Annotated in this window: 27 protein-coding genes; 12 read left to right on the plus strand and 15 right to left on the minus strand. The window is 72.1% G+C overall.

The features are described from left to right. The 4 genes from A3IC_RS60500 to A3IC_RS0146310 all read right to left on the minus strand — a co-directional run. On the minus strand, positions 1 to 340 hold a 340-nt coding region (locus A3IC_RS60500; protein ID WP_158696211.1), incomplete at its 3' end, for a helix-turn-helix domain-containing protein. A 153-nt stretch (positions 341 to 493) separates the two neighbouring features. Then, positions 494 to 1222, minus strand: coding sequence for a polysaccharide deacetylase family protein (locus tag A3IC_RS0146300; protein WP_020556873.1), 729 nt, complete (start codon positions 1220 to 1222; stop codon positions 494 to 496). Between the two features lie 153 nt (positions 1223 to 1375). Then, positions 1376 to 1528, minus strand: a complete 153-nt coding sequence (locus A3IC_RS68085; RefSeq protein WP_106669218.1) for a peptidase — start codon at positions 1526 to 1528, stop codon at positions 1376 to 1378. A gap of 2 nt (positions 1529 to 1530) precedes the next feature. Further along, entirely contained in the window at positions 1531 to 2844 is a 1314-nt protein-coding gene (locus A3IC_RS0146310) for a glycosyltransferase family 2 protein (protein ID WP_020556875.1), read from the minus strand. A 637-nt stretch (positions 2845 to 3481) separates the two neighbouring features. On the opposite strand from A3IC_RS0146310, the gene A3IC_RS63575 reads away from it, so the two are divergent. Further along, the gene (locus tag A3IC_RS63575) at positions 3482 to 4078 is read left to right on the plus strand and encodes a hypothetical protein (protein WP_020556876.1); all 597 of its coding nucleotides are present in this window, start codon (positions 3482 to 3484) and stop codon (positions 4076 to 4078) included. A gap of 18 nt (positions 4079 to 4096) precedes the next feature. Here A3IC_RS63575 and A3IC_RS60515 read toward each other — a convergent pair whose 3' ends face one another. After that, on the minus strand, positions 4097 to 4633 hold the full coding sequence (locus A3IC_RS60515) for an MFS transporter (RefSeq protein ID WP_026219533.1): 537 nt from the start codon (positions 4631 to 4633) through the stop codon (positions 4097 to 4099). Between the two features lie 56 nt (positions 4634 to 4689). Here A3IC_RS60515 and A3IC_RS0146325 point away from each other — a divergent pair, with 56 nt between their 5' ends. After that, on the plus strand, positions 4690 to 5349 hold the full coding sequence (locus tag A3IC_RS0146325; RefSeq protein ID WP_158696370.1) for a hypothetical protein: 660 nt from the start codon (positions 4690 to 4692) through the stop codon (positions 5347 to 5349). Between the two features lie 153 nt (positions 5350 to 5502). Here the strand turns inward: A3IC_RS0146325 and A3IC_RS60520 are convergent, their stop codons facing one another. Then, entirely contained in the window at positions 5503 to 6099 is a 597-nt protein-coding gene (locus A3IC_RS60520) for a GNAT family N-acetyltransferase (protein ID WP_020556878.1), read from the minus strand. 375 nt (positions 6100 to 6474) lie between these two features. Between A3IC_RS60520 and A3IC_RS0146335 the strand changes: the two genes are divergently transcribed. From A3IC_RS0146335 to A3IC_RS0146345, 3 genes are all read left to right on the plus strand, one after another. Next, positions 6475 to 7344 (plus strand): LLM class flavin-dependent oxidoreductase, encoded by an 870-nt coding sequence (locus A3IC_RS0146335; RefSeq protein WP_026219534.1) that lies wholly within the window; start codon positions 6475 to 6477, stop codon positions 7342 to 7344. Positions 7345 to 7516: 172 nt separating this feature from the next. Beyond that, positions 7517 to 8107 carry a CGNR zinc finger domain-containing protein gene (locus tag A3IC_RS0146340; protein WP_020556880.1) on the plus strand — a complete coding sequence of 197 codons (591 nt, stop codon included), beginning with the start codon at positions 7517 to 7519 and terminating at the stop codon, positions 8105 to 8107. After that, entirely contained in the window at positions 8104 to 8547 is a 444-nt protein-coding gene (locus A3IC_RS0146345; protein ID WP_020556881.1) for a protein-tyrosine phosphatase family protein, read from the plus strand. Before A3IC_RS0146340 ends, A3IC_RS0146345 begins: the two co-directional genes overlap by 4 nt. Before the next feature lie 205 nt (positions 8548 to 8752). On the opposite strand, the gene A3IC_RS0146350 is transcribed toward A3IC_RS0146345, so the two are convergent. Continuing rightward, positions 8753 to 9652 (minus strand): 4-hydroxy-tetrahydrodipicolinate synthase family protein, encoded by a 900-nt coding sequence (locus A3IC_RS0146350; protein WP_040878512.1) that lies wholly within the window; start codon positions 9650 to 9652, stop codon positions 8753 to 8755. Positions 9653 to 9724: 72 nt separating this feature from the next. Between A3IC_RS0146350 and A3IC_RS0146355 the strand changes: the two genes are divergently transcribed. The 4 genes from A3IC_RS0146355 to A3IC_RS0146375 all read left to right on the plus strand — a co-directional run bounded on the left by A3IC_RS0146355 (position 9725) and on the right by A3IC_RS0146375 (position 14235). Beyond that, positions 9725 to 10714 carry a LysR family transcriptional regulator gene (locus A3IC_RS0146355; protein WP_020556883.1) on the plus strand — a complete coding sequence of 330 codons (990 nt, stop codon included), beginning with the start codon at positions 9725 to 9727 and terminating at the stop codon, positions 10712 to 10714. A gap of 176 nt (positions 10715 to 10890) precedes the next feature. Beyond that, a complete protein-coding gene (locus tag A3IC_RS60525) occupies positions 10891 to 11385 on the plus strand; it encodes a hypothetical protein (protein WP_079027130.1) in 495 nt (164 codons plus the stop codon). Between the two features lie 239 nt (positions 11386 to 11624). Continuing rightward, the gene (locus A3IC_RS0146370; protein WP_020556886.1) at positions 11625 to 12635 is read left to right on the plus strand and encodes a Gfo/Idh/MocA family protein; all 1011 of its coding nucleotides are present in this window, start codon (positions 11625 to 11627) and stop codon (positions 12633 to 12635) included. Between the two features lie 274 nt (positions 12636 to 12909). Next, positions 12910 to 14235, plus strand: coding sequence for a lamin tail domain-containing protein (locus tag A3IC_RS0146375; protein ID WP_245599860.1), 1326 nt, complete (start codon positions 12910 to 12912; stop codon positions 14233 to 14235). A 123-nt stretch (positions 14236 to 14358) separates the two neighbouring features. On the opposite strand, the gene A3IC_RS0146380 is transcribed toward A3IC_RS0146375, so the two are convergent. The 4 genes from A3IC_RS0146380 to A3IC_RS0146395 form a co-directional block, all read right to left on the minus strand. Continuing rightward, positions 14359 to 15027 carry a class I SAM-dependent methyltransferase gene (locus A3IC_RS0146380; RefSeq protein ID WP_020556888.1) on the minus strand — a complete coding sequence of 223 codons (669 nt, stop codon included), beginning with the start codon at positions 15025 to 15027 and terminating at the stop codon, positions 14359 to 14361. 157 nt (positions 15028 to 15184) lie between these two features. Then, a complete protein-coding gene (locus A3IC_RS72810; RefSeq protein WP_158696371.1) occupies positions 15185 to 17578 on the minus strand; it encodes a tetratricopeptide repeat protein in 2394 nt (797 codons plus the stop codon). 160 nt (positions 17579 to 17738) lie between these two features. After that, positions 17739 to 18095: a hypothetical protein gene (locus A3IC_RS0146390; RefSeq protein WP_052174111.1), complete on the minus strand. Its 357-nt coding sequence runs from the start codon at positions 18093 to 18095 to the stop codon at positions 17739 to 17741. A 195-nt stretch (positions 18096 to 18290) separates the two neighbouring features. Further along, positions 18291 to 18503: a DUF4287 domain-containing protein gene (locus A3IC_RS0146395; RefSeq protein ID WP_020556891.1), complete on the minus strand. Its 213-nt coding sequence runs from the start codon at positions 18501 to 18503 to the stop codon at positions 18291 to 18293. A gap of 335 nt (positions 18504 to 18838) precedes the next feature. Between A3IC_RS0146395 and A3IC_RS0146400 the strand changes: the two genes are divergently transcribed. Further along, positions 18839 to 19534 (plus strand): alpha/beta hydrolase, encoded by a 696-nt coding sequence (locus A3IC_RS0146400; RefSeq protein WP_026219536.1) that lies wholly within the window; start codon positions 18839 to 18841, stop codon positions 19532 to 19534. A 78-nt stretch (positions 19535 to 19612) separates the two neighbouring features. Here the strand turns inward: A3IC_RS0146400 and A3IC_RS0146405 are convergent, their stop codons facing one another. Beyond that, complete coding sequence (locus A3IC_RS0146405; protein WP_020556893.1) at positions 19613 to 20857, minus strand: hypothetical protein; 1245 nt, start codon at positions 20855 to 20857, stop codon at positions 19613 to 19615. Between the two features lie 183 nt (positions 20858 to 21040). Beyond that, the gene (locus tag A3IC_RS0146410) at positions 21041 to 21403 is read right to left on the minus strand and encodes an ArsR/SmtB family transcription factor (RefSeq protein WP_020556894.1); all 363 of its coding nucleotides are present in this window, start codon (positions 21401 to 21403) and stop codon (positions 21041 to 21043) included. Between the two features lie 461 nt (positions 21404 to 21864). On the opposite strand from A3IC_RS0146410, the gene A3IC_RS60530 reads away from it, so the two are divergent. After that, the gene (locus A3IC_RS60530; protein WP_020556895.1) at positions 21865 to 22368 is read left to right on the plus strand and encodes a universal stress protein; all 504 of its coding nucleotides are present in this window, start codon (positions 21865 to 21867) and stop codon (positions 22366 to 22368) included. A 153-nt stretch (positions 22369 to 22521) separates the two neighbouring features. Here the strand turns inward: A3IC_RS60530 and A3IC_RS0146420 are convergent, their stop codons facing one another. Next, entirely contained in the window at positions 22522 to 23271 is a 750-nt protein-coding gene (locus A3IC_RS0146420) for a response regulator (RefSeq protein WP_020556896.1), read from the minus strand. A gap of 445 nt (positions 23272 to 23716) precedes the next feature. Between A3IC_RS0146420 and A3IC_RS60535 the strand changes: the two genes are divergently transcribed. Next, complete coding sequence (locus tag A3IC_RS60535; RefSeq protein WP_020556897.1) at positions 23717 to 24625, plus strand: universal stress protein; 909 nt, start codon at positions 23717 to 23719, stop codon at positions 24623 to 24625. Positions 24626 to 24642: 17 nt separating this feature from the next. Here the strand turns inward: A3IC_RS60535 and A3IC_RS0146430 are convergent, their stop codons facing one another. Continuing rightward, on the minus strand, positions 24643 to 25134 hold the full coding sequence (locus A3IC_RS0146430; RefSeq protein WP_020556898.1) for a DinB family protein: 492 nt from the start codon (positions 25132 to 25134) through the stop codon (positions 24643 to 24645). Positions 25135 to 25173 lie beyond the last annotated feature (39 nt).

Genomic DNA, 25173 nt, shown 5'->3' on the forward strand with positions numbered 1-25173 from the left:
CCCGGCTGATCGTGGAGGGGCTGCGGCCCAGCTCGGCGGCGATCGTGCGGACGCCGGCCTTGTCCCGCAGCCGGTCGGCAATGTGGATGCGGTCGGCTTCGCGCAGGTGTCTCGACGGGCCGGACGAGGGCGCCGCGGTGATCGGCGGCGCCCCCTTCCTGCCTGCGGTCGGGCTGTACCCGTTGCGCCATCGCTTCCCCGTGCGGACGTTGATGCCGACGACCCGGCATGCCTCCGCGAACCCCAGTCCTTGATCCACGAGCCGGAAGTATTCCTCCCGCTCCCGGGCCAGTTTCACGGGACCCTGAGGTTCCCGAGTCCCACGGATCTCGAAGTCCATCGCATCCCCTGAGCTGGGGTGTTGCGACGACCACTAGAACCCAAGCTTCCGACCGGGGCGTTCGTTGTTCTGTTCAGACCGACGGAGGCGACGGGATGCGACATCGTGCGGGGGTGCCCCCGACGTGTTCTCCGAGTGCCCTCCGTGCGCCGCTCACCAGTGTGCGGCCGCGGCGTAGTACGTGGTGCCCGGCCAGGCTTCCACCGGGGTCGTCGTGGGGACGATCTTGCCGGCGCACAGGCCGCGTTCGGCCAAGCCGTCGATGATGCGCGGGATGGCGGCGAGGGTGGTCTCGTAGCCTTCGTGCAGCAGGATGATGCCGCCCGGTCGCACCCGGAGGGCGTTGGCGACGATGTCGTCGGTGGAGATGCCGTTGTAGTCGAACGAGTCGTTCGTCCACAGCACCTCGGTCATCCCGAACGTGGTCGCGTCCTGGCGGATCGCCGTGTTGGTCCGGCCGTACGGCGGGCGGAACAGCGTCGGCGCGTGGCCGGTTCGGGCCTGGAGGATCTGGTTCGTGCCGAGGAGTTCGTCGAACGCGTCCTCCCCGGAAAGCTCGTCCAGGAACGGGTGCGAGAACGAGTGGTTGCCGATCCAGTGGCCGCCTGCGGCGATCTGCTGGACGTACTGCGGGTAGTCCAGGGCGTGTGCCCCGGTAAGGAAGAACGTCGCCTTTACCCAGCCGGCGTCGTTGAGCGCCCGGACGTACGCGGGAGTCAGGGTCGTGGGGCCGTCGTCGAAGGAGATCGCCGCATAGCCGGCGGAGCAGGGAGCCGGCGGCGCCGGGTCTGCGTGCGCGGGTCCGGTCGGGCCCAGGATCAGGCCCGTCACCGCCGCGATCGCGACGGCCCCCCAGGTGCGGACTCGTGCGCTCGACTTCATTTCGGTCGTCCTTCCGAATGCGAGAACCGATATTGACCACGGCCCACCGCCGGCCGACGGTGGGCCGCCTGTTCACAAGCTCCGCGTCAAAGGTCGTCCGGGAACGGTTGACCGGATGCCTCGTCCGCGGGAACAGCGAATGCCGACGGGTCGTCAGCTGTTGCGGGCAGGCAGGATCCGCTTGAGCGCGAGGCCCGCGCTGAACAGCGTGAACGCGGCCACGAACGCCCACATGACGTTCGCGCCGGTCGCCGCCAAAGCGCCGCCGGCACCGACCGCCGCCGCTCCTGTACTTGCGTGATACATGGTCACCACTTCCTTTCTTTTCTTCGGATGGCGTCCCAGAAGGCCTTTGCCTGGGCTGCCTGGAGGTAGAGGTCGAAGGCCATTTCGACCACGATCAGCGCGCCGAGCACCACCTGTAGCGGTCCGCGTTTGCGGACACTCACGGCGCGCTCCACGGAGAAGACCAACGTGACCACCATCCACACCGGTTGGATGCGTACCTGTCCGGTGAGGAGGAGGGACAACAACAGCGAGCCGAGGTAGATCCCGATGACCAACAGACCGATCAGGGACAGCAGTTGGCGGCCCCAATAGGTTCGGGTGATGTGCGTCCACCCGTAATCGGTCAGGTTCTCCAGGGCACCGCGCTTCCAGCGCAGCCGCTGCTGGAACAGGTCCGACCAGGTGCTCATGACCTCGGTCATCAGGGTGCACTTGGGCGGACACACGATCCGCAGGCCGAGGTGCAGGATGCCGAGGGTGAGTTCGTTGTCCTCGGTCAGTACCCGCGTGTCGTATACGTGTGCGGCGCCGGGCAGTTCGTGGGTCGCGCGAGCGGCGACCACCTCCTGCAGGGTCAGCGCGCGAAAGAGGGTGGCGGTGCCGGTGAGCACGAGAGCCTTGCCCTGGAGCCGCTCCACGTCGCGGACGTAGCGGGCGTATTCGTTGCGTTGCAGCATGCCCACGAAGCCACCGCCGGGCTTGCCGGTGAAGGTCCCTCCGACGGCGCCGTACTTGCCGGTCGCCAACCGCTCCAGGCCGTGGCTGAGGAACTCCGGGCCGAGAGTCGAGTCGGCGTCCATCACCAGGACCGCGTCGGCCGGGCCGAGTCCGGGCAGGATGCGGTCGATGACCTGGTTGAGGCCGCCGGCCTTCTTGTGCTTGTTGTCGACGGTCTCGTAGACCTGTACGCCCATCGAGCGGGCGATCTCCACGGTGCGGTCGGAGCAGTTGTCCGCGATGACGATGATCGTCTCCGGCGGTCGCCGTTGCCCGTAAAGGGATTGGATGGTCTCGGCGATCTGCGCTTCCTCGTTGTGCGCGGGCACCAATGCGGTGATCCGCATCGCGTGCACGTCCACCGTCGGCAACGAGCGGCGCCGGCGGCGCTTGGTCTTGAGCCGGAACGGCTCGGCCTTGCGCGCTCGGTGCCGGCGCGGGCCGGCGGCCGTGGCCGGCTCGGGGACGCGTGCAGCCGGCCCCGGGACGAACGAAGGTTGTGGCTCAGGACGAATCGGCGCGAGGACCACGGTCGGATGATCCGCCGCCATCGCGTGCTCGTCGCGCCCTCGGTGCCGCCCTCGCGGCGTCACATTCACGTAACCGGTGTCGTTCATCCCGCCATCGCATTCGGACCGGACCTATGCGAACGGACGAAGCGGCATCGCGAGCGCACCTGCGGATCCCGGTGTGAGACCGCATGCGGGCAGCACGAACACGGCGAACCATCGGCTCGCCGAGAATCAATTCGTCCGTTCCCCCCGAGCCCCCACCCAGGCTGGGCAAGCATGCGTCATCAGAAGGATCTTGTAAATCTGATAGTCGTAATTGTGAGTACAGGCACAGAAATAGCCGGCATATCCGTCGACGATTTGCCCATTCTTGCCGCTTCTCGCACGGCTTGTTCCATCACCTGCGGCCGTCCTCGGGCCTCGAGCGGGCCGGCCTCGGGCCGCCTGCGGGCCCGACCGTGCCACCGCCCCCGCCGAACCGACCCGCACGCGACCGACCGACAGGAGCACCGGCGGCCCGGCCCATCCCGCGCCGCCGCCCGGAGTGTTCCGGCGTCGGGCGGCGGGGCGGTCGAGTGCGCGGTCGCGGGGGTGCGGCCGGGGATGTTCCTTGGATAGAGTGCCGCGGCTGATCGGCCACGCATACCACGGAGGCGACTTGACCAACCATCCGGGCTATCCAGGTGCTCAGAGCCCCCCTCCTCATCCGCACCCGAGCCAACCCAGATGGGCGTGGTGGGTGGTGGGCATCGCCATTCCGCTGATCGGCATCTTCGTCACCATCGCCGTCAGTCGGTCCGATTCCGATTCGGATTCGAAGGCTCCGTCGGCGAACTCGGCCCCCGCGCCCGGCGCGCAGAACCCGCAGGCTTCGCAGGGCTCGCAGAAGCCGCCGGCCACCGGTGGCGGCGGCCAGTCGGCGTCGAACGCGCCGTCGCCGGGCGGTCAAACGCCGCGGGTCCTGTTCGGGCCCGGTTCGGTCACCGTCGACCCGAACAAGCAGTACGTCGAGTTCGACACCAACCCGCCGCTGGTCTCCCAGTCGAACAAGGCCGCGGATCTGATGTTCGCGTACACGCTGGGCGCGCCCGAGCTCATCACGGTCGGCTCCACCAACACCCTGGCCGCAATCCCCCAGGGCAACCCGGACCCGACCCCGGAGGTATGCGCCGAGGCGGTCCGCAAGCGAGGCACCTACCTGGGTGGCGAACTCACCCCGGGCACCCGCCTGTGCATGGTCACCAACGAGGGACGCACCGGGTATTTCCGGGTGGTCTGGCCGGCCGCCGCCGGCGTTCCCCTGCGCCTGGAAGCGACCGTCTGGGATCTCACCGGCTGAGCGGCCGAGGCCGAGCGGTCACCGACGGCGCCCGTTCACCCGTCGGTCACCCGGGCGGATCAGCTCGCCGAGGTCAGCGGGACGGCCGTCCGGTCGCGACGCCACGCGTACCCGCCGACGAGGATGCCGACGACCACTGCGGCGGCCGGCGATCAGGTGGATCGAGCGCAGGCCGGGACCGTCGTTGACGACCCGGCCGCCGAGCCAGGCGCCCGGGGCGGCGGCGAGTTGGTACGCGGGCGCGTTCACCGCCATGGCCGGGGTGGGCGCCTCGGCGGCGGTGCCCAGCACCCGGGCCTGCGTCCCGGGAATGACCGAGAAGCCCGGCGCGCCGACCACGAACACCATGATCGCGGTGAGCGCCATGCTGCCGCTGACCGTCCGGATCAGCACCAGGGCCGCCGCGAGGGCGGCGAGCAGGCCCAGTTGGGCCGCCATCGGCGCCCGGTCGGACAGCCGGCCGCCGATCACGTTGCCGACGGCCGCGCCGACGCCGTAGGTCGGCAACAGCACCGGGATCGTGCCGTCGGCGAAGCCGGTGACGTCGGTCAACAAGGGCGGGGACGTCGGGACGACGCGGTGACGCGGCCGCTTCGGCCTAGACTCCGGGCGTGGCCGGACAAACGAGTACGACGCCGTTGTCGGGTGTGCGCTTCGTGGGGTTGCGCTTCCGGCTGGAGACCCGGGGGCTACAGCGCCCGGTCCCCGTCGAGGTCGCCGCACTCACGCATCACGGTCCGGGCGATCACGTCGCCTGGCGCGCGCACGCCCCGATCGAACCTCCCGCGCCCGGAAGTTCGCCGCCCGCGCCGATCGGCGTCCCGGTACCGCCCGCCGTTCCCGGCTCCCTCGCCGCGGCGCTGGCGGACATCGAACGCCACATGGTCCGCGACCTCCCGCACGCGGTGATCGGGCTGCCGCCGTTCGCCGAGAAGACGCTCGTGTGGGAGCAGCGCGCTTATTGCCCGCTACTCGCCTCGTCTGTCGTCCTGGACGCGCCGGCCCTCGCCGCGATCGTCACCCCGACCGCCGCACCGCAGTCGTTCGACACCAGACTCCGGCACATCGGCCTGCGACCGCCCGCCGAACGCGCGGTCACCTGGGACGCGTACGCGCTGGCCCACCTGTTCCACACCACCGTCGCCCAGGGCATCGCCACCGGCCGCTGGTCCACCCTGGAGGACCTCGCCCGGGTCGCCGGGTCCTCCGCGCCCATCGTCGAACCCGAATTCATGCCCGCCCTCGACGTCCAGGAATCCCTCTTCGACTGACCCGGCCCGTTCCGCGTCCACCCCGCCGTCAGCCGCACACCGCGGATTCCTCGCCCGGCCCGCGTCCGGCAGGCATCCACCGGTGTCGGTCGCGGCACGCGATCCGCGGCCGTGACACACGGCGCCGTCGCCGTGGGGTCCGGCGCGATGGGCTCAGCGGGGCGGGGCGGAGAGGGGGCCGTTGCCCGCCGTGCGCAGGAGGGGTTTGGTCATGGCTCGGGTGATCGTCGGGTCGCGGCCGTCGACGTAGGGGTCCCGGAGGGTGTAGCCGGCTCCCGCGAACAGGGCGAGGGCCCGGACGTTGCGATTGCCGGTCTCCACGACGAGTCGCCGTGCGCCGGCCTGGGCGGCGGTGTGCTCCAGCGTGCCGAGCAGGCGGCGGCCGTGGCCGTGGCCCCGCTGCTCGGGGCTGACGTACAGGCGTTTGATCTCCGCCGCCCGGCCGGGCATCGTGCGCCATCCGCCGCAGCCGACCGGGGTGTGTGCGCTGTAGGCGAGCACGAACAAGCCGTCGGGGGGCTCCAGATCGCGCGGCTCGGTGGTGTCGGGATGATCGGCGAAGCCGTACAGGGCGACCTGCTCCGAGTACAGGGCATACAGCAGGATCTGCGTGTCCGGATGGGTGTAGGGACGCGGCACGAGACGAACGTCGGCAAGGGCGTTGGGGCCATCGGCGCCGAACGGCCCATGATGGCCCGGAGCCGCGCCCAGCACGGCCCCGCCCTTGGCGCGGTGCGCGAAACGGATCAACGACCTGCTCCCTTCCCGCCGACCCCGCAGATCGGGGCTCCACCACGATTCTCCGCGAAGCCCCCTCACCCCGAACAGTGGCCCCGGCCAACAGACCACGACCAGCCAAGTCCCCACCGCCACCGGGGCACTCGTCCCATCGCTCCGGCCTCTCGGCCCTGGCGCCGCCGTCCCCCGAGCCCACCCGGCCGACGGCGTCGAGCGGCGACGACGCGATCGTTGTGCCGGAGTGGGCCACGTGTTCGCCCGCCGTTCCGACGACCACGCCGTCCCGCGCGTAGGCCGTGTCGGTGGATCGGCCGGTCCGTGGGCCGCCCGGCTGTGCGTCGGCCGGTCGGGGTTGCCGGGGGTGTCGGGGCGGAGCAGGATGCGGGGATGCGCTTTTCCGTCAATATTCCGAACTTCGGCGACTTTGCCGACCCCAGGGCGGTGGCCACGGCGGCGGTCGCAGCCGAACAGGCGGGCTGGGACGGTCTGTTCGTCTGGGATCACGTGGTGCACGACAAACGCGCGCGGCGCGGCCAACCCTTCGGCGATCCCTGGATGTTGCTGACCGCCGCGGCGTTGGCCACCTCGCGGATCAGACTGGGCACCCTGGTCACCCCGGTTCCGCGCCGGCGCCCACAGCAACTCGCCCGTCAGGTGGCCACGTTGGACGCGCTCAGCGGTGGGCGGGTGATCTTCGGCGCCGGGTTGGGCGGCCCGTTCCAGGACGAGTACGGTGACTTCGGCGAGCCGACCGACCCGGTCGTCCTCGCCGAGCGCCTGGACGAGGGGCTGGACCTGCTGGACCGCTACTGGTCGGGCGAACCGGTGAACCACGACGGAGCGCACTACCGGGTCCGGGACGTGACGCTGCTGCCGGCCTCGACACAGCGGCCGCGGCCGCCGGTGTGGATCGGCGGGTTCTGGCCGAATCGCCCACCGATGCGCCGCGCCGCGCGCTGGGACGGCGCGGTCCCGCTGTTCGCCTCCGCCAGGCACGGTCACACTCCACCGGTCGACCAGGTCCGCGACCTGGTCGCCTACGTGCGCAAGCACCGCGACGCCCGGCCCGAGGCCCCCTTCGACCTCGTCCTCGGTGGCGTCAGTCCCACCGACCCCGCTCGGGCCCACGACCTGCTCGGGCCGCTGATCGACGCCGGCGCCACGTGGTGGGACGAACGCCAACGCATGGACAACGCCGACCTGTACCGGCTGACCCCGATCCTGCGTCGCATCGAATCGGGGCCCCCCGTCTTCTAGTTCGCACCGGACGAAAGGGCCCGCCGGTGGTCGGCGCAGACGAATGCGCAAGGTGGCGGCGGGCCTACCCCACATCACGCGGTAAGGGTTATAGTCACGCTTGAGCGGTTACTCATTCCTGACCGCCCGCTCCACACGACCACCCACCGCGACCCGGGAAAGAGCGCGAGGCGTGCGAATCCCCCTGACCGACTACACCCTCGGGGCGACGGTCGCCACCGATCTGATCAACACCTCACCCACCGTGCGGCCCACCACCGGCGACGCGCTCCCCGACCCGGGCGCCCTGGCGCATTTCCTTGCCGAGCACGGGGTCTCGCCGGACGCCACGGCCGACGACCGGACGCCCACCGACGAGGACCTGCACCGGGTGCGGCTCCTGCGCCGCGAGGTACGCGTCGTCGTGGAGACCGAGACCGAGGCGCAGGCCGTCGCGGGCGCGACCGTACTGGCCGCACGCGTCGGCCGCGCCCCCGTGCTGCATCGCGACGCCGACAACCGATGGCAGTGGTACGTCCCGACCGCACTCGACGCCACACTCGCCGACGAACTGGCCGCGCTGATCGGCGTCGCACTGCTCGGCGTCGTCCGCGGGCTCGGCCACGAACGTTTTCGGGCCTGCGTCACCCCCGACTGCCGAGGCGTGTTCGTGGACACCAGCCGAGCCGGGCGCCGCCGCTACTGCATGCCCGACCTGTGCGGCAACCGGGTCAACGTGGCCAACCACCGCGCCCGCAACCGGATCGGCGGCACCACCCGATGAGCGGCACCTCCCTCGTGGGCACACTGCACCTCCCGGACGGCACCCCGATCCGCGGCCGCGGCCTGCGCCACCCGCTGCCGGACGGGCCGGTCCCCGAATTCGGCCTCTACCTCGGCTCCGACCGGCTGCGTCGCCGGCACGAGGACCGACTGCCGTGGTCGCACACGTGGATCGACTGGCCCGACTTCCTCCTGCCGCGCGACCGGGACGCGGCCGTACGCCACATCCGTGCCCTGCACGAACGGGCCCGCGCCGGCACCTCGGTGGAGGTCGCCTGTGGTGGCGGCGTCGGCCGCACCGGTACGGTCATCGCCTGCCTCGCCGTCCTGACCGGCGTCGACCCCACCGACGCCGTCGCCTGGACCCGGCGACACCACCACCCGCGCGCCGTCGAAACGCCCTGGCAACGCCGCTGGGTGACCCGCTTCCCGACGGGGTGAACGCAAGCACGCGCGAGGGGTCGAGGCGCGCGAGCACAGCGGTCATGGAGGCCGTTTCCCGCCGCCTTGAGGCCGTCTCCGAGCCGTCGACAACACACCCACCGCGCCGCGCCGCACCGCACCGCACCGCACCGCACCGGGGCACAACACGGCCGGGCACTGCGCGGCACGCACACCGCCCGACGACGTGAACCCGCGCTCACGCCTACCCACCCAGGTCGGCCAGTCGCTTCAGGGTCGCGTCGATCGACGCGCGTCGGGCGGGCAGCAACGGCAGTCGTACGTCGGGGGTCGGGATTCGGCCCTGCGCGTGCAGGACGCCCTTGACCACGGTCGGATTGGGTTCGCCGAACGCCGCGGCCGACAACCTCGCCAGCGCGTGGCCCAGGTCCCGGGCCCGGACGAGGTCGCCGTCGCGCCAGGCGTCGGCCAGTTCCACGAACCGCCCGGTGGCCAGGTGCGCCGAGGCGAGAATGCCGCCCGCCGCACCCAGGGCCAGCAGGGGTGACAGGAACAGGTCGTCGCCGGCCAGCACCGCGAAGTCGGGCGGCAGGTCGCCGAGCAGATCCACCGTCTCGTGATCGATGCCGCCCGCCGCGAGCTTGACGCCCACGACACCGGGGATCCGGGCCAACTCGCGCAGTGCGGCCGCGTCGAGCGGCTGCCCGGTGCGATACGGGATGTGGTAGACGATCAGCGGCAGCGCACTTGCGCTCGCCAGGTGGGCGAAGTGCGCCCGCACACCCGCCTGCGCGGGGCGCGTGAAGTACGGGACGGGCACCAGCGCGGCGGCGGCCGTCGGCCACCGCGCGAGGTCCGCGAGGGCCCGCGCACCGGCCCGGGTGTCGTTGCCGCCGACGCCGATCGTCAGCGCCGCGCCGCGGGCGGCGCACACCCGCGCGCACACGTCCACGACCGCGAGCTTCTCGTCGGCGTCGAGTGTGGCGGCCTCGCCGGTCGTCCCCAGGGCGACGATCCCCGTGGCGCCCGCGTCCAGCACGCCGTGCGCGAGGCCCTCCAGTGCGTCCTCGGCGATGCCTCCGTCGGCGGCGAACGGCGTGACGAGCGGTACCTGAACCCCGTGCAGGGGTGAAATCGGATTCATGTCCACCAGCGTGACCCGCGGATTTCGTTCAGGTCCAGTTCACATTTGTGAATCCGAGCGTAAGCTGAGCCGATGCTCGACGTCCGCCGCCTGCGCCTGCTGCGCGAACTCTCGCTGCGCGGCACCATCGCCGCGGTCGCCGAGGCGCTCGCCTTCACCCCCTCGGCGGTCTCCCAACAACTCGCCACGCTCGAACGCGAGGCGGGCGTGCCCCTGCTGGAACGCACCGGTCGCCGAGTCACCCTCACCCCCGCCGGCCGAAACCTGGTCCGGCACGCGGAGGCTGTCCTGGACCATCTGGAACAGGCCGCAGCGGAGCTGGCCGGCACCCGCCGCGGTCTGGCGGGCCCGCTGCGGATCGGCACCTTCCCCACCGCGACCCGAACGATCGTTCCGGCCGCGCTGGCCTGTCTCGGCGACCGGCACCCGGGCCTGGAGCCGATGGTGCTGGAGATCGATCCGGCCGGCGTCGCGGACGCGCTGCGCGCGGGTGACCTGGACGTGGCGCTGATCCACGAGTACGACTTCGTCCCGCCGACGGACGAACCGGGCCTGGCTGCCCGGCCGTTGTACACCGAGCCGATGTACCTGGCGTCGGTGACATCCGCACCGCCGGCCGAGGCCGCCGCGTCGGCGCTCGCGCATTGGCGCGACTCACCCTGGATCACCGCGACTTCGGGCACGATGTGCCACGCGATGACGATCCGGGCCTGCCAGGCCGCCGGGTTCACGCCGCATGTGCGCCACCAGGTGGACGACTTCGCCACCGTGCTGGCGCTGGTGGCGGCCGGCCACGGCGTCGCCGTCGTACCGCAGTTGGGAATCGCGGATCCTCCGGCCGCGGTGGGTCTGACCAGGCTGGCGATCCATCGCCGCACCCGGATCGCCTTTCGCAGCGGCGCCGCCGCACACCCCGCGGTGGTCGCGGCCGTCGAAGCCCTGCGCGCGGCCGTACCGAGCGAGCTGACCGACGCGTCACAACCTCCACCGGTCGCCGCACCATCGCAACCCCCGCCGGTCACCTCGACCACGCCACGGCGGCGTCGAGGGCCGCACGCCTGAGGCCGTCCGACCCGCCGCGGCGGTCGGGCCGGGCCGATGCCGCGGCCCGGTCCCGGCTCGGAAGAAGTGGGGGCGCAGCGGCGCGGAGGGGTACGGACGCGTGAACCTGCCCGGCCGGGCGCGTGTCGCGTGCGACGGGGCGGCGGGTGCGGGCAACGCTGTGACCGGGCGTACGGGTGGCCCGCTCAGGCCGCTCAGGCCGCGAGGAGGCTGGATGCCGAAGTGCGCGCGACGGCGACTGTGCCGGGGCGCTGGACGGCGCCGACATCGTCGCGGCGGCCACCCACTCCCTCGAACCCGTGGTGCGCCGCGCGTGGTTGGCGCCCGGGACACATGTCGCCTCGGTCGGCTTCAATCCGGCCGGCCGCGAACTCGACGACGCCACGATCGCCGACGCGCTGGTGTGCGTCGAATCGCGGCGGGCCGTACTGGCGCCGTTCCCCGCGGGCAGCAACGACCTGCTGATGCCGATCCGCGACGGCGTGATCACCGCCGGGCATGTACACGCCGAACTGGGCGAACTCGTCGCCGGCACCCGCCCCGGACGCACCTCGCCGAACCAGCTCACCGTGTACAAATCGGTCGGCGTCGCGGTCCAGGACGCGGCGGCGGTACTGGTGGTCGCCGCCGCCCGGGAACGGTCGATCGGCGACGAGATCACGCTGGGGTAGCACCCGCACCCGACCGACGGCGCGCTCATCCGCCGTGGCCGACGGTCCCGACGGGACCGTCGGCCACGGCGTCGGTTTCCACCGGACCACCCACCACGGCGTCCGTCCCGGTGAGGCCGGTCACGGCTCCCCTGTGCTCGGTCCGGCAGGCCGTATGGCACGCTCCATCCGAGCACGTCGAGGTGATCACCGAACCGTCGGTGGTCGGGCGGGATCGAGACCGAGTTGTGAGGCACGCGATGAACGACGTTACCCGGACCATCCGTTGGGGGATCCTGGCCACCGGCGGCATCGCCGCCGAGTTCACCGGGGCGCTGCGGAGCCTGCCGAACACGGAGGTCGTCGCGGTCGGCTCCCGGAGCACGGAGGCCGCGAAGGCGTTCGCCGAGCGGTTCGGCATCCCCCGCGCCCACGGCAGTTGGGCCGAACTGGCCGCGGATGACGGCGTCGACGTCGTCTACGTGGCGACACCGCACTCGGCGCACCGGGTCGCGGCCGGGCTGTGCCTGGAGGCGGGCCGGGCCGTGCTGTGCGAGAAGGCGTTCACCCTCGACGCGCGGGAGGCCCGCGAACTGGTGGAGCTGGCCCGGGATCGCGGGCTGTTCCTGATGGAGGCGATGTGGACGTACTGCCACCCGCTGATCCGCCGACTGCGCGAGGTGATCGCCGCCGGCGAGATCGGCGAGATACGGAGCGTCTCGGCGGCGTTCGGCTTCGCCGGGGAGTTCCCGCCGGAGCACCGGCTGCGCGACCCCGCGCAGGGCGGCGGCGCGCTGCTCGATCTCGGTGTCTATCCGGTGTCCTTCGCCCAGTTGTTGCTCGGTGAGCCCGACGCGATCCGTGCCTGGGCGCACCTGACCCCCGAGGGCGTGGACGACAACACCGGGATCGTGCTGGGCTGGGACAGCGGCGCCGTGGCCACCCTCGGCTGCACGTTCACCGCAACCACCGACGCCCCCGCGACGATCACCGGCACCAGGGGGCGGATCGAATTCGCCGACGGCTTCTTCTACCCGGACCGCTTCGTCATCCACCGGCCCGGCCAGGGACCGCAGACGGTCCTGCTCGCCGAGGCCACCGCCGACCCCGAACGCGGCACCATGCGCCACGAGGCCGCCGAGGTGAACCGCTGTCTGCGCGCCGGCGAGACCGAATCGCCCCTCGTACCACTGGCGGGCACCCTCGCGGTGATGCGCACTCTGGACACGATCCGCAAGCAGATCGGCGTCACCTATCCGCAAGTGGATTGACTCGCCGCACGACACCCCACGGCCGGCTTCGCGACACGGTCGGCCCCACGCCCTTCCCACCCCGTTCGCGGCAAGTTAAGGCATCCGTCGCCGATATGCAGGAACCTTCGTACAGGAGGGTGTGCGCTGCCCGACCCCCTGAGACAAAGGACTGGTCACCTTGCGAACGCATTGGCGTGGAAGAGTCCGACTCGTCGCCGTCGCCCTGTCCGTCGTGGCCCTCGGATCGCCCGGCTCACCGGCATCCGCTCAGGCCCCGACACACGAGCAGGTCGTGGCAGTTGCCCAGGCCCAGGCGCCACCCACCGTGCGCATCAACGAGATCGAGTCGAACGGCGGTACGCCCGGCGACTGGGTCGAGTTGGTCAACACCGGCTCCACAGCCGCCGACATATCCGGCTGGGTCGTCAAGGACAACGACAACTCGCACAAGTACACCGTCGCCGCCGGTACCTCGCTGCCGGCCGGCGGGCATCTGGCGCTGGACGTCGACTCCTCGTTCGGGCTGGGCAGTTCCGACTCGGCACGCCTGTTCCGGCCCGGCGGCTCGACGCTGGTGGACTCCTACACCTGGACCGCGCACGCCGGCACGACCTACGGCCGCTGCGCCGACGGCACCGGTGCCTTCGGCACGACGACGGCGCCGACCAAGGGCGCGGCGAACGCGTGCGGGCAGCCGTCCGGGAGCGCCTGGCCGGGCGGCGCGAGTGTCACCGTCGCCGACGCCTCGAACGTGTTCGGCACGAACCTCAGCGGTCTCTCGTTCCAGAGCGCCGGCGTGTTGTGGGCGGTGCGGAACGGCCCGAGCAGGCTCTACCGGCTCGTGCCCGACGGTGCGAGGTGGCGCCCGGATCCCTCCGGCGGCTGGGCTTCCGGCAAGGCGTTGAACTACGCCGACGGCAGCGGTGATCCGGACGCGGAGGGCGTGAGCGTCACCCCCGACGGGATGTTCGTCGCCACCGAACGCGACAACGACAACGACGGAGTCAGCAAGCCGAAGATCCTTCGCTTCGACGTCTCGGGCACGGCCGGCTCGCTGAACGCGACCGCTGAATGGAACCTCACCGCCGATCTGCCCGCGGTGGCCGCCAACAGCGGTCTCGAGGGCATCTCCTGGGTCCCGGACACGTTCCTCACCGCACACGGCTTCCGCGACGAACACACCGGCGCGGCCTACGACCCGGCCGCCTACCCGGGTCACGGCAGCGGTCTGGTCTTCGCCGGCCTGGAGGCCAACGGCACGGTGTACGCCTACGCGTTGAACCAGGGCGGCGGGGGATACACCCGGATCGCCACCATCGCGAGCGGGTTCCCGGCGGTGACGGATCTCGAATTCGAGCCCGCGACCGGCCACTTGTGGGCCTCCTGTGACGACACCTGCCAGGGCCGGACGGCCGTGCTCGACATCGACGCGCAGGGTCGGTTCACCGCCACCGCCCGGTACGACCGCCCCACCGGGATGCCCGACTACAACAACGAGGGCTTCGCGATCGCACCGCAGACCGCCTGCGTCGCGGGTGTCAAGCCGGTCGTGTGGGCCGACGACGGCAACGACGGCGGCCACGCCCTCCGCACCGGCACCCTCGCCTGCACCCCGTAGGCAAGCCGTACCGAACGACCCACGCGGGACGGGCGGCATCGCAAGCCGCCCGTCCCGCCCGCACAACCACGGAGTCACGGACCCGTCGTGCTCAGGCGACGAGTCCACCGCATGTCGTAGGCATCAGATCCGGGCGATCAGCGCGTACCGCTCGTCGTCGACCGGCCCGCCCCACAGCTCCGGTTCGGCGCTCAGCGGTTGCACCCGAAGGTCGGCGACCAACGGCCGCACCACCTCGGCCAGGGCGTCGGCACCGATCCCGCCGTTCCACGGCAGTTCCTCGGCGCCGGCCACATACGCCGTGTCCCGCTGTCCGGACTCACGCCACCGACCCTCGACCAACACCAGCCTGCCGCCCGGTCGAAGGCGCCCGATCCAGTCCCGCAATGCCGCTTCCGGATCGGCCAACGTCCACAGCAGGTGCCGGCACAACACCACGTCGAACCGCTCCGCGCCGGTCGGCGGCAAGGCCGCGTCACCGACCAGGAATCGGGCCGTCAGCCCGGTCCGACCCACCTTCGCCCGGGCCTGATCGATCATTCGCGGCGCCACGTCGACCGCCGTCACCCGATGCCCGTCCCGAGCCGCGAGCAGCGTCAACGATCCGGTCCCACACCCGACATCGAGCACGTCGACCGCCCCGGCCGGCATCCAGGACCGGAACGCACGGGCCCACGCGAGCCGCGTGGTCTCGGCCGCCAATCCGTGATCGGGCTCGTCGTCGAAGGACGTGGCCGCGTTGTTCCAGTACTCCGCAATCGCAGCGTCGACGGCCGTGGGTTCGCTACTCATATTCGCCATCCTCACAACCGGCTCCGACAGGCACACGAGGCGAACGAGGCGTAGGAGGCCCGCGCAGGGGCCGGCATCGTCCCCGGTGGCCGGAACCGCCCCCGGTGGCCGGAACCGCCCCGGACGACCCACCCACCTCGTGTCCGCGTCGCCGCGGTCAGGGCCGGCCCTGTCGTGCCCGGGTCAACAGTGCGCGTGCCGTCGCCACGGTGCCGGGGTGCTCAGTGCCCGACAGTCGCTCGGAGTCGGCAATGGCCCGTTCCAGCAGGGCGATCGCATCGTCGGTGTGGCCCGCCTTCAGGTGCGAGGCGGCGAGGTTGGTTCGGGCGTTGACGGTGTCGGGGTGCTCGGTGCCGAGCAGTCGTTCGCGGTCCGCGAGGACCTGCTCCTCGATCACGATCGCGTCATCCGTACGACCCACCTGTCGATACGAGGCGGCGAGGTTGGCCCGGGTGCCGAGGGACGCGGGATGTTCGGGACCGAGCAGTCGTTCGCGGTCCGCGAGAACCTGCTCCTCGATCACGATCGCGGCACCCGTACGACCCGCCCGCGTATAGGAGACGGCCAAATTCCCCCGGGCCGTCAGGGTTTCCGGATGCTCCGGACCGAGCACCCGCACCGCGTCGGCAACCACCCGTTCCAGTAGGTCGATCGCGTCGTCGATGCGGTCCGCCTGCCAGTACGACACTCCCAGGTTCGCTCGGGCCCGGAGGGTTTCCGGGTGCTCGGAGCCGAACAGCCGCTCACGATCGGCCAGGACCTGCTCCTCGATCACGATCGCGTCGTCGGTGCGACCCGCGCGCCAGTAGGAGACGGCCAGGTTCGCCCGGGCGGTGAGGGTCTCGGGAGTCCCGGGACCGTACAGTCGCTCGCGATCGGCCAGGACCTGCTCCTCGATCACGATCGCGGCACCCGTACGACCCGCCCGTGCGTACGAGACGGCCAAATTCCCCCGGGCCGCCAGGGTTTCCGGATGCTCCGGGCCGAACACCCGCGCCGTATCGGCGGCCATCCGTTCCTGCAGGGTGATCGCCGCGCTGTAGAGGCCCATGTCGTACAGGCTGCGTTGGGACCGATGCAGCATCGGGCAACCCTCGGGACTCCAGACGAGGTCGCCGGCGTGGGTCGCGAGGGTGTCGATATTGGCCCGCAGGACGGCGGTCAGGTCGCGGTGGAGGTGGTCTGCGTCGGGCCACAGTGTCACGAGGGCGTCGGCGGCCGCGTGGCCGGCGGCGGCGTGTGTGGCCGGTGAGGTGGTTTCGCGGGCGGCGCGGGCGGTGAGGGCGTGCAGGCGTACGGCGCGGTGGCCGGCCCGGGGGTCGTCGGTGATCAGGCCGTAGCGGTGGAGTACCCGCAGGGCGGCCATGGCCCGGGCGGCGTCGACCCGGGCGCTCTCCGGTTCGGGCGCGGTGCGGTGGGCGGCCAGGTACTCGATGACGGGGCCGGTGGTCCACAGTTCCCGGGGATGACCGGCGGGGTCCAGGAGGGCCGCGAGGTGTAGCGCCGGAGCGGCCAGGCCGACGGGTTCGCTGTGTCGGGCGGCGTCGAGGGACAGGAGCAGGGCGGCGGCGACGTGTCGCCCGTAGCCCTCGGTGTCCGCGTGCCGGGGCAGCAGGCCGTCCAGGCGGGCGGTACCGGCGGCGAACAGCTTCAGGTAGTCGGCGCACGGGACGGCTTCGTTGATCATGTACGCGGCGGCGTGCGCCAACGCGAGTGGCAGCAGGCCCAGTTCGCGGGCGAGCGCTGCGGCCCGATCGTCCAGGAGATGGACGCTGTCCGCGCCGGCCAGGCGCTCCCGCAGGTAGGTGTCGGCTTCCCGGTCCGTGTAGGTGGTGATGTCCACGAGGGCCCGACCACCGCCGGACAGGGCCGCGTCGCGGCGACGGGTGGTGGCCAGGACCCGACCGGCGTCGGCGGCGGACGGGGGCGGCCACCAGGGTTGGATCGCGTCGGGGTCGGTGATGTCGTCGAGAACGACCAGCCACGAGCGGGAGGTCGTGGCCAGCCACTCGGCGAACGCGCGGGCGTCGTTCTCCGCGTCCTCGCCGAGCGCGCCGGGTGCCTGGACGCGGTGTGCGGCCTGGGCATACGCGGCGGTGACCCGTGCGGCCTCGGCGGCGTCGGCCCACACGACCAGGTCGATCCCCTCGGCCAACGCGCGATGGGCGTAGGCGGCGGCCAGTTGGGTCTTGCCGACGCCACCGCCTCCGGACAACACCTGGGTCAGGACCACGGTGGTGTGGCCGGTCCGGGCCTCGTCGACCACACGCCGCAACCCGGCGCGGTCCTGGAAGCCCGAAGCCAACGTCGGCACCGCGCCCACCACCACCGGCCACCGCACCGACGCCCGCGCGCCCGCGCCCGTGACCAGTGTTCCGACATACCCGGTGACGACCACCGCCCCATCGCATGCCGTCGCGTTCCCGGTGCCCTCGACACGCACCGCGCGTTCGGCGCCGGTGTCGTCGACGAGCGATCTCGGGCCGCGATGGCCGGTGACCGCGGTACCGCCGCCTCGGGCGTCCGCGCGGCCCGTGTCGGTGACCGACACCGTCGGCTCCGAACGCCCGTCCGGCGCGGAGTCGGCACCGCCCGTATCGGGCTTCCGACGGCGCCACCATCGCATCGCGAAGGCTTCCTCTCCCGAGACGCCCGAACCGTCCGAAACGCTCGCATCGCCCGTATCGCCCGTGCTGCCTACGGTGTGGCGCTCAGGTGTAGTCGACGCCGGTCCCCGCGCTGCTACCCGGACCGTCCGCGGTGGCATCGCCCGTCCGCTCCGCCGACGCCCGCCCGCCGCCCGCACCGCCGCGACGCCGCACACCGGTGTGCGCTTCGCCGCCGCCGGTGGCGCGAGCATCGCCCGTGTCGACGGCGGAGTCCCGCGCCGCTCGCGCATCGGCGCCCTGAAGGTAGGCCCAGGCAAGGGCCGCGACACCGGTGGCGGCCTGCACCGACGCGCCGATCAACTGCCCGGCGTCCGGTCCGTCCAACAGCCAGATCACCGGAGTCGACGCAACAACCACGACCGCGGCCACCAACACCGCGATCCGCCATCCATTCGACACCGCGCCCCCTCACCACCCGGGCCCCGCCCACGCCCAACCACGAACGTACGACGGCCACTTCCCCAGTACAGCAGAGCCGCGCCCGGAACGGCGGCCGTTCCGCCGACCGGGGCACCGCGGGCCCGTCACGGGGGTGCGGGCCCGCGGTGCCCCGGTCCGCCGACGACACGCCGCGCCCGGGTACGCCGCGGAGCCCTACTGGGCGCTGTCCTCGGCAAGGGTGTGTGCCACGAGGGCGTTCGCGTGGCCGTGGCCGAGGCCGTGCTCGGTCTTGAGCCAAGTGACCAGTTCCAGGTGCTTGGTCAGCGGCGAGGACCGGATCAGGCCCTGCCATTCCGAAATGGACCGACCGTACTTCTTCTCGATCGAAGGAAAGTACGCGGCAGGGCCCTTCGCGACGTCGCTCAACTTCTCGTGTCCTTTCAGCGAATGATGATGATGATGATCGTGAGGTCGGATGGTGACAGGACACCCACCCCGGTGAACCACCCGAGCCGGTCGGCCCCTGCCGTCCTTCCTGGATATGACCGCCCCCACCCACCGGACTCATCGGCACCGAAAAGAGATCCGGGTCACACTCCCCACCCACGCCCCGCCGGCCGCCCCGATCACCAGGCATGTCCGCCGGCCCGAGCTCGCGCCCGTCCCCACCCGAAAACCATGCAAAGTAGCCGAACGATCACAGTGCGCATAGTTTGTGACCGCTAGCGACATTCAATCTTTGAGCGAAATGGTGCGTCGTCATGGCTGACAGGCCGACTGTTGTTCTGGTACATGGGTTCTGGGGCGGAGCAGCCCACTGGGCGAAGGTCATCGTCGAATTGCGCGATCGCGGCTTCGATTCGATGTTCGCGGTGGAGAATCCGTTGACGTCGCTGGCCGACGACGCCGAGCGCACCCGCAAGATGGTCCGGCAGGTGGACGGGCCCGTGCTGCTGGTGGGTCACTCCTACGGTGGTGCGGTCATCACCGAGATGGGCGATCTGCCCAATGTCACCGGGCTGGTCTACATCGCCGCCTTCGCCCCCGACGCGGGCGAGAGTCCCGGACAGCTCAGCCAGGAGATGCCGCCCGCCGCGTTCGAGAACCTCGCTCCCGACTCGGACGGATTCCTGTGGATCAAGCGGGACAAGTTCCACGAGAGCTTCTGCCAGGACCTGGCCGCCGACGAGGCCCTGGTCATGGCGGTCACCCAGAAGGCCCCTCTGGCCTCGACGTTCGGGGGCACCGTGACCACCCCGGCCTGGCGAACCAAGCCGAGCTGGTACCAGGTGTCGGCGAACGACCGGATGATCGACCCGAACAACGAGCGGCGCATGGCCGAACGCATGCGGCCCCGCAAAGTCATCGAACTCAGCGCCGGCCACGCGTCGTTGGCCTCGCAGCCGCTCCGGGTCGTCGACCTGATCGAGACGGCCGCCGGCGACGTGCCCGGCTGACACCGCGGTCACCCCCGCCCCCATCGAACCGGCCCCGCGCGGCCTCGCCTGAGCCCGAGTCGGCCGTGAGCAGCGTGCTCAGCCCGAGTCGGCCGTGAGCGTGTGGGTGGCCGCGGCCGCGATCGCCGCGGTCAGGCCCGGCTGGTCCGGCGCGGGCAGCAGTGCGTTGCGCGGCGTGCCCTCGATCAACGCGCGCACCGCGGCGACGCGCGCGAGCGCGGTGATCGCCCGCCTGGTCGTGGTCGCCGCCGTGAGCAGTCCGGGCAGCGCGTGCAGCGGGCGCGGGCCGGTGGTGGCCGCCGCGAAGGGCGGTGGCGTTTCGGGTCGGGCGCGCAGGATCGGCACGCCCTCCGGCGGCGTGGCCAGTCCGGTGAGGTCGACGATCAGGTCGGCCTCGGCGGCGACCGTGCACAGCGTGCCACCGCCCGGGCCGAAGGGGTCGAACAGGGTCAGGTCGGCGATGCCGGAGGCGATCAGCAACCCGGTCAGCTCCCCGCCCCGCGCCGGATCCACCAACACCACGCGCCCGCTCAGCGGGTTCACGCCTCGGTTGACCAGCGCGTTGACCGTCGCGGCGGCGATCGCGACGGCGAGGCCGTCGTTGAGGGTGTCGAGCAGGAGTACCGGCGGCGTGGGGCCGAGGATCGTCCGGGTGGTCGACACGTGTGCGGGGCGGGTGTGCACGAGCACGGCCGCGGCGAAACCGGGGGCGAGCAGCCGTACCGCCTGGGCGATGTCCTCCACGTGCGGCGTGGCGATGGGCAGCGGGAAGACGTCGAGCCCGGTGGCCCGGCGCAGGTGTACGGCTTGGGATTCGAGGGCCGGCAGCGCGGCGTCGGCGGGCAGTGCGTCGAAGTCCAGGACGGCGCTGGCGTCGCTGATCAACGCGACGCGGTGCCGTCGTCCGGTGTAGTGGTCGGTCTGATCGGGGTGTGCGGCCAGGTGCGAGACGACGCGGCGGTCCGCGTCGGCGTCGAGCAACGCGATGTCGTGACCGGTGGTGGTCGCCGCGCACACCCGCAGGGTCAGCTTGCCGGTGGAGGCGGCGGCGAACACGGGATCCTGGGTGTGCAGCAGGTCCGCGCCCAGGCGCCGGGTCAGGGTCCGAGTGAGCCAGGCCAGCGTCCCGGGGCCGTCGGCGTCCAGGGTGAAGCGGCACGTGCCCATCGCGTCCGGGGCGTCCATACGACTGGCCACGGTCCCGGGAGCCTGGGCGAGTACTGCCGCGACCACACGCGCGGCGCCGGGCGGCACGTGGATGCGGATGCTGTAGGCCGGGTTGGTCGCGGAGGGCCTGGAACCGGGCAGGTCGCGGTTCACCACGACAGCACCCGGAGCGCCGTGTGCCCGGTGGTCTCGGATGCTTCCGGCCGGTCGTTCATGGCGCGGATCCTCGTTCCTCGATTGACGTCCTGTCGATGTCCGGCGTCCCGCGCGGGTGCCGCGATGTCGGTGTGTGGTGCCCCGGATCCCGCGCCGTCCGCGGAGCGGTCGCGCCGACCCGGCTCAGCCGGTCGCGGGCCCCGGAGCCGCCCGGGGCGTGGCCGCCCGCAGGTCCTCGAGCAGACCCAACTGATCGGTGAGCAGGCCGGTCAGGATCCGCCGCGCGACCGCGAGCAGGTCGGCCACCTGGGGGCTGGTGAGCGTGTAGTAGACGGTCGACCCCTCCCGACGGCTGACCGCCACCAGGTTCGCCCGGCGCAGCACGGCCAACTGCTGGGACAGCCGCGATGCCTCGATGCCGACCTCGGGCAACATCTCGGAGACCGCGTACTCGCGTTGGCTGAGCAGTTCCAGCACCCGGATCCGGGCCGGATGGCCGAGCGTCTTGAAGAACTCGGCCTTGAGTTCGTACAGCGGGGTGGGCACCGCTCCACGTCCTTCCCGGGGATCACGGTGTGCGGGACGGGTGGCAACGGCGATCTCCGACGGGCGGCCGGACCGCTCGGACGAGTCTGTGCCAACCACGGTGAGTCCTCGCGTCTGTACTCGGTCACGGGCACGATCCGCGCGCCTCTCGGCCGTGCCCGGTCGGGAGCGAGGGTCCGGGGCACCTCGGCCGGCCGGCACGGATTGAGCAATTGCAGACTTTAGCAAGTCGTGCTCCGAGACGCCGGGCACGGGCCGCCCTCGCGGCACACGCCCCCGGCGGGTGTGCGGCCGGGACGCGCGGTGGATGGCGTGGCCGGGGCGCGCGGTGGGTGCGCGGCCGGGGCGTATGGCCGCACCCACACCCGCGCGCGTTGCGGGTCCGGAGCGGTCGGGTCGACACTGGCCGGAAGGCCCGTTCGTGCCCGTGGGCCCTCCTCGACCGCTCGTGGGAGGCGTACATGTCACCGTCGGGCGAGGCCGCCCCCGCCGCGCGTGATGTGGTCGTCGGCTTCGAAACGTACGCGCGCAGCGGGGCGGCTCTGGTGTTCGCCGCCGACCTGGCCGGGCGCCTGCGGGTTCGGCTGCGGGTCGTGCACGTGGTGGATTCCGCGGACTACCCGGGCGATCCCGATCTCGCCGGATCCGACCTGGAGACCCGACACGTGCGCGACGCCCTCGCCGGGCATCGCGCGGACGTGGAACGAGCCCTGGCCGACTTCGCGGGCGAGTGGTCCTACGCCGAGGAAACGGGCGATGCGCTGCATCGGATCACCGCGATCGCACACGAGTGCGACGCGCTCATGATCGTCGTGGGCGGGCCCGCTACGGGCCCCGGGAGCCTGCTGCACCGCTGGTCGGAGCGGTCCGTCGCCAGGGCGCTGGCCGGACACGCCGAGCGACCCGTACTCGTGGTACCCGGCCACCCCCCGCCCGCGGACGTCGACGACGCCCACTCGCCCTGATCGGTGCCAGGCCCGCGCGGGCTCCGCGACGATGTCCCTTCCCGGCCGCCCGGCCGGGCGGATGCGGGACGTGGCAAGGGCGTCCCGGATGTGCGATCGCGGCGTGCTCACCGGCGGCCGAGGACGTCGCACCCAGGGCCGTCGCCGGTTCGTTCAGTCGCAGGCGCGGTGCGGCAGCGTGCCGGCGAAGACGGCCGCCTGGACGCGGCGTTCGAAGCCCAGTTTGTGCAGCATGGTCGACACGTAGTTCTTCACGGTCTTCTCCGCGAGGTGCATGCGCTCGGCGATCTGACGGTTGGTCAGACCTTCCGCGACCAGGTCGAAGATCCGGCGTTCCTGGTCGGAGAGCGCGGCGACCCGCGGGTCCTCGCCCGATCCGGTACGCACACGTTCGAGCACCTTCGCGGTGACCGCCGGATCGAGCAGCGATCGACCGGCGGCGATCTCCCGTACGGCGCGCACCAGATCGGTGCCCCGGATCTGCTTGAGCACATAGCCCGCCGCGCCGGCCATGATCGCCGCGAACAGCGCGTCCTCGTCGTCGTACGAGGTCAGGATCAACGCGTTGATCTCCGGGAAGGACGAGCGCACCACACGGCAGACGTCGACCCCGCTGCCGTCGGGCAGTCGCCCGTCCAGGATCGCCACATGCGGACGCAGCGCCGGTATCCGCCGCATCGCCTCCTGCGCGGACGCCGACTCGCCGACCACCTCGATGTCGGGTTCGGTCCCGAGCAGGTCGGCCAGGCCGCGTCGGACGATCTCGTGGTCGTCCAGCAGGAACACCCGTATCGTGGCGGCCGGTTGCCCACTCACCGGCTTCGGCACGGGGATGCTCGCGGTGCCCGGGTCGCGCGGAAGCCGTGCTCCGGCGACGGCTTCGGTGCTGCGGCCGGCTTCCATGCTGTGCCCCCCGAGAGTTGCGAACGCGCACCCGATCGGGTCGACGCGCAGCCCAGTCTCGGGGACGGGAGGTCGGCGGAACAGGGCCGGAAGTCCCGACCGCACAGGGCCTGTCGGCCCGCACTCACCACCGATCGACCGTCGCCGGGCGGCCGGTACGTGGTTGGCCGGCGTACGCACGGCACGACGTGAGAGCCCGCCCGGCCGCGGCGCCGAAAGCCGCCACTCACTGCGCCGGCCGGTTCGATGGATTGGGCACCCGTGCACGCGGGGTACGCAACGCCCGAGGCGGGCGTATCCGCCACCGATCGCCGGCGATCGCGGCCGGCCGGGCCGACCGGCTCACCCGGAGCGGGACCTCCGGCCCTGGGCGCGGTCCGCACGACGGCGAAGACTGATCACAGGTCGGCCCATCGGGGCCGCCGAGCACTCGAAGGGATCCGCCGTGAACCAGGCAGCCGACTCCACCGGTTCGAGCTCCCAGCCGACTCCCCCGCGCGGTCACGTCGTCGTCGGATTCGACGGCTCGCCCGGCGCGGACCGGGCCGTGGACCTGGCCGCGGACGAGGCGCTGCGCCGGCACGTCACCCTGGAGGTGCTGCACGCGCTCGAATGGGTCGAACTCGGCCACGCCGACGACCGCTTCGGGCAACAACTCCGCGACGAAGCCCGCGACATCGTCGACCGGGGCGCCGAGCGGGCCCGGCTGCGCCACCCCGACCTGTCGATCCGCACCACCGTCGAATTCGCCAACGCCATCGACGCGTTGGAGGCCGCGAGCGATCGTGCCGCACTGCTCGTGGTCGGCAGCCGGGGCCTGGGCGGCTTCGCCGGCCTGCTGCTGGGCTCGGTCAGCCTGCCCGTCTCGGCCGCGACCCGCTGCCCGCTCCTGGTCGTCCACCCCGACCACGACACGAGCGACGAGGAGGCCGCGAAGCCGATCGTGGTCGGCGTATCCGACGACGACTGCGCCCCCGCCCTGGAGGCCGCCTTCGCCCAGGCCCAGGCCCAGGGCCTCCCGTTGCGCGCCCTGCACGTGTGGCGCTACCCGGCCATGATGGCGGGCAGCGCAGGTTACGCCCCGGCCCTGTACGACTGGCGGGAGGCGGCCCATGGCACCCTGACCGCCGCCCTCGCGCCGCTGCGCGGGAAGTATCCGGACGTAACCGTCATCGAGGACGTCGCCCTCGACACCCCCGCCCACGCCCTGGTCACCGCGAGCGCGCACGCCACGCTGGTCGTACTGGCCGCCCACCGCAAGACCGGCCGCTTCGGCCCCAACCTCGGCCGCGTCGCACACGCCGTCCTCCACCACGCCGAGGCGCCCGTCCTGCTCGTCCCGACCACGGGCTGACAAACCACCGATGCGGCTCAGCGCCCGGTGGTGCCGTCGACGAGTTCGCGAAGGATGTCCGCGTGGCCTGCGTGGCGACCGGTTTCCTCGATCATGTGGGTGAGTGCCCAGCGAACGCTCGGTGACGAGCCTGAACGCCCCGCCCGGGGGAGCGGTGCGCCGAGATCGGTGCACTCGTCGAGAACCTCGTTCGCGCGGTCGACGGTGGCCCGGTAGCGGGCGACGACGTCGGCGACGCTGTCCTGAGGAGCAGAACGGAAGGTGGCTTGCCAGTCGGTCACCTTTTCGCCGAGGAACATCGCATTCTCGACGGCGGTCAGATGGTTGAGCAGGCCGAGCAGGGTCGTACCCGAGGGCACCGCCGCCGTCCGGACCCGGGGTTCCGCGGCTCCCTCGACTTTCGTGGCGATCGAGGCACGCAGGTAGTCGAGGAATCCGCGCAGGACGTCGGCTTCGCTGTTGGCGGTGCGGGGCGGCGGGGTGTCCTTGCGGCGGGAGGCGGTGGGCACGGCGTTCTCCTTGTGTGGTGCTTGTCGGTGGTCGGGGCG

This window comes from Embleya scabrispora DSM 41855, assembly GCF_000372745.1.
GTDB lineage: Bacteria > Actinomycetota > Actinomycetes > Streptomycetales > Streptomycetaceae > Embleya > Embleya scabrispora.

What these genes read in the sequence shown, in the direction of transcription:
- A3IC_RS0146300 (WP_020556873.1), bottom strand. Translation starts at nt 1,222, where the DNA reads ATGAAGTCGAGCGCACGAGTCCGCACCTGGGGGGCCGTCGCGATCGCG.
- A3IC_RS68085 (WP_106669218.1), bottom strand. Translation starts at nt 1,528, where the DNA reads ATGTATCACGCAAGTACAGGAGCGGCGGCGGTCGGTGCCGGCGGCGCT.
- A3IC_RS0146310 (WP_020556875.1), bottom strand. Translation starts at nt 2,844, where the DNA reads ATGAACGACACCGGTTACGTGAATGTGACGCCGCGAGGGCGGCACCGA.
- A3IC_RS0146335 (WP_026219534.1), top strand. Translation starts at nt 6,475, where the DNA reads ATGCGCTTTTCCGTCAATATTCCGAACTTCGGCGACTTTGCCGACCCC.
- A3IC_RS0146345 (WP_020556881.1), top strand. Translation starts at nt 8,104, where the DNA reads ATGAGCGGCACCTCCCTCGTGGGCACACTGCACCTCCCGGACGGCACC.
- A3IC_RS0146350 (WP_040878512.1), bottom strand. Translation starts at nt 9,652, where the DNA reads ATGAATCCGATTTCACCCCTGCACGGGGTTCAGGTACCGCTCGTCACG.
- A3IC_RS0146355 (WP_020556883.1), top strand. Translation starts at nt 9,725, where the DNA reads ATGCTCGACGTCCGCCGCCTGCGCCTGCTGCGCGAACTCTCGCTGCGC.
- A3IC_RS0146370 (WP_020556886.1), top strand. Translation starts at nt 11,625, where the DNA reads ATGAACGACGTTACCCGGACCATCCGTTGGGGGATCCTGGCCACCGGC.
- A3IC_RS0146380 (WP_020556888.1), bottom strand. Translation starts at nt 15,027, where the DNA reads ATGAGTAGCGAACCCACGGCCGTCGACGCTGCGATTGCGGAGTACTGG.
- A3IC_RS0146400 (WP_026219536.1), top strand. Translation starts at nt 18,839, where the DNA reads ATGGCTGACAGGCCGACTGTTGTTCTGGTACATGGGTTCTGGGGCGGA.
- A3IC_RS60530 (WP_020556895.1), top strand. Translation starts at nt 21,865, where the DNA reads ATGTCACCGTCGGGCGAGGCCGCCCCCGCCGCGCGTGATGTGGTCGTC.
- A3IC_RS0146420 (WP_020556896.1), bottom strand. Translation starts at nt 23,271, where the DNA reads ATGGAAGCCGGCCGCAGCACCGAAGCCGTCGCCGGAGCACGGCTTCCG.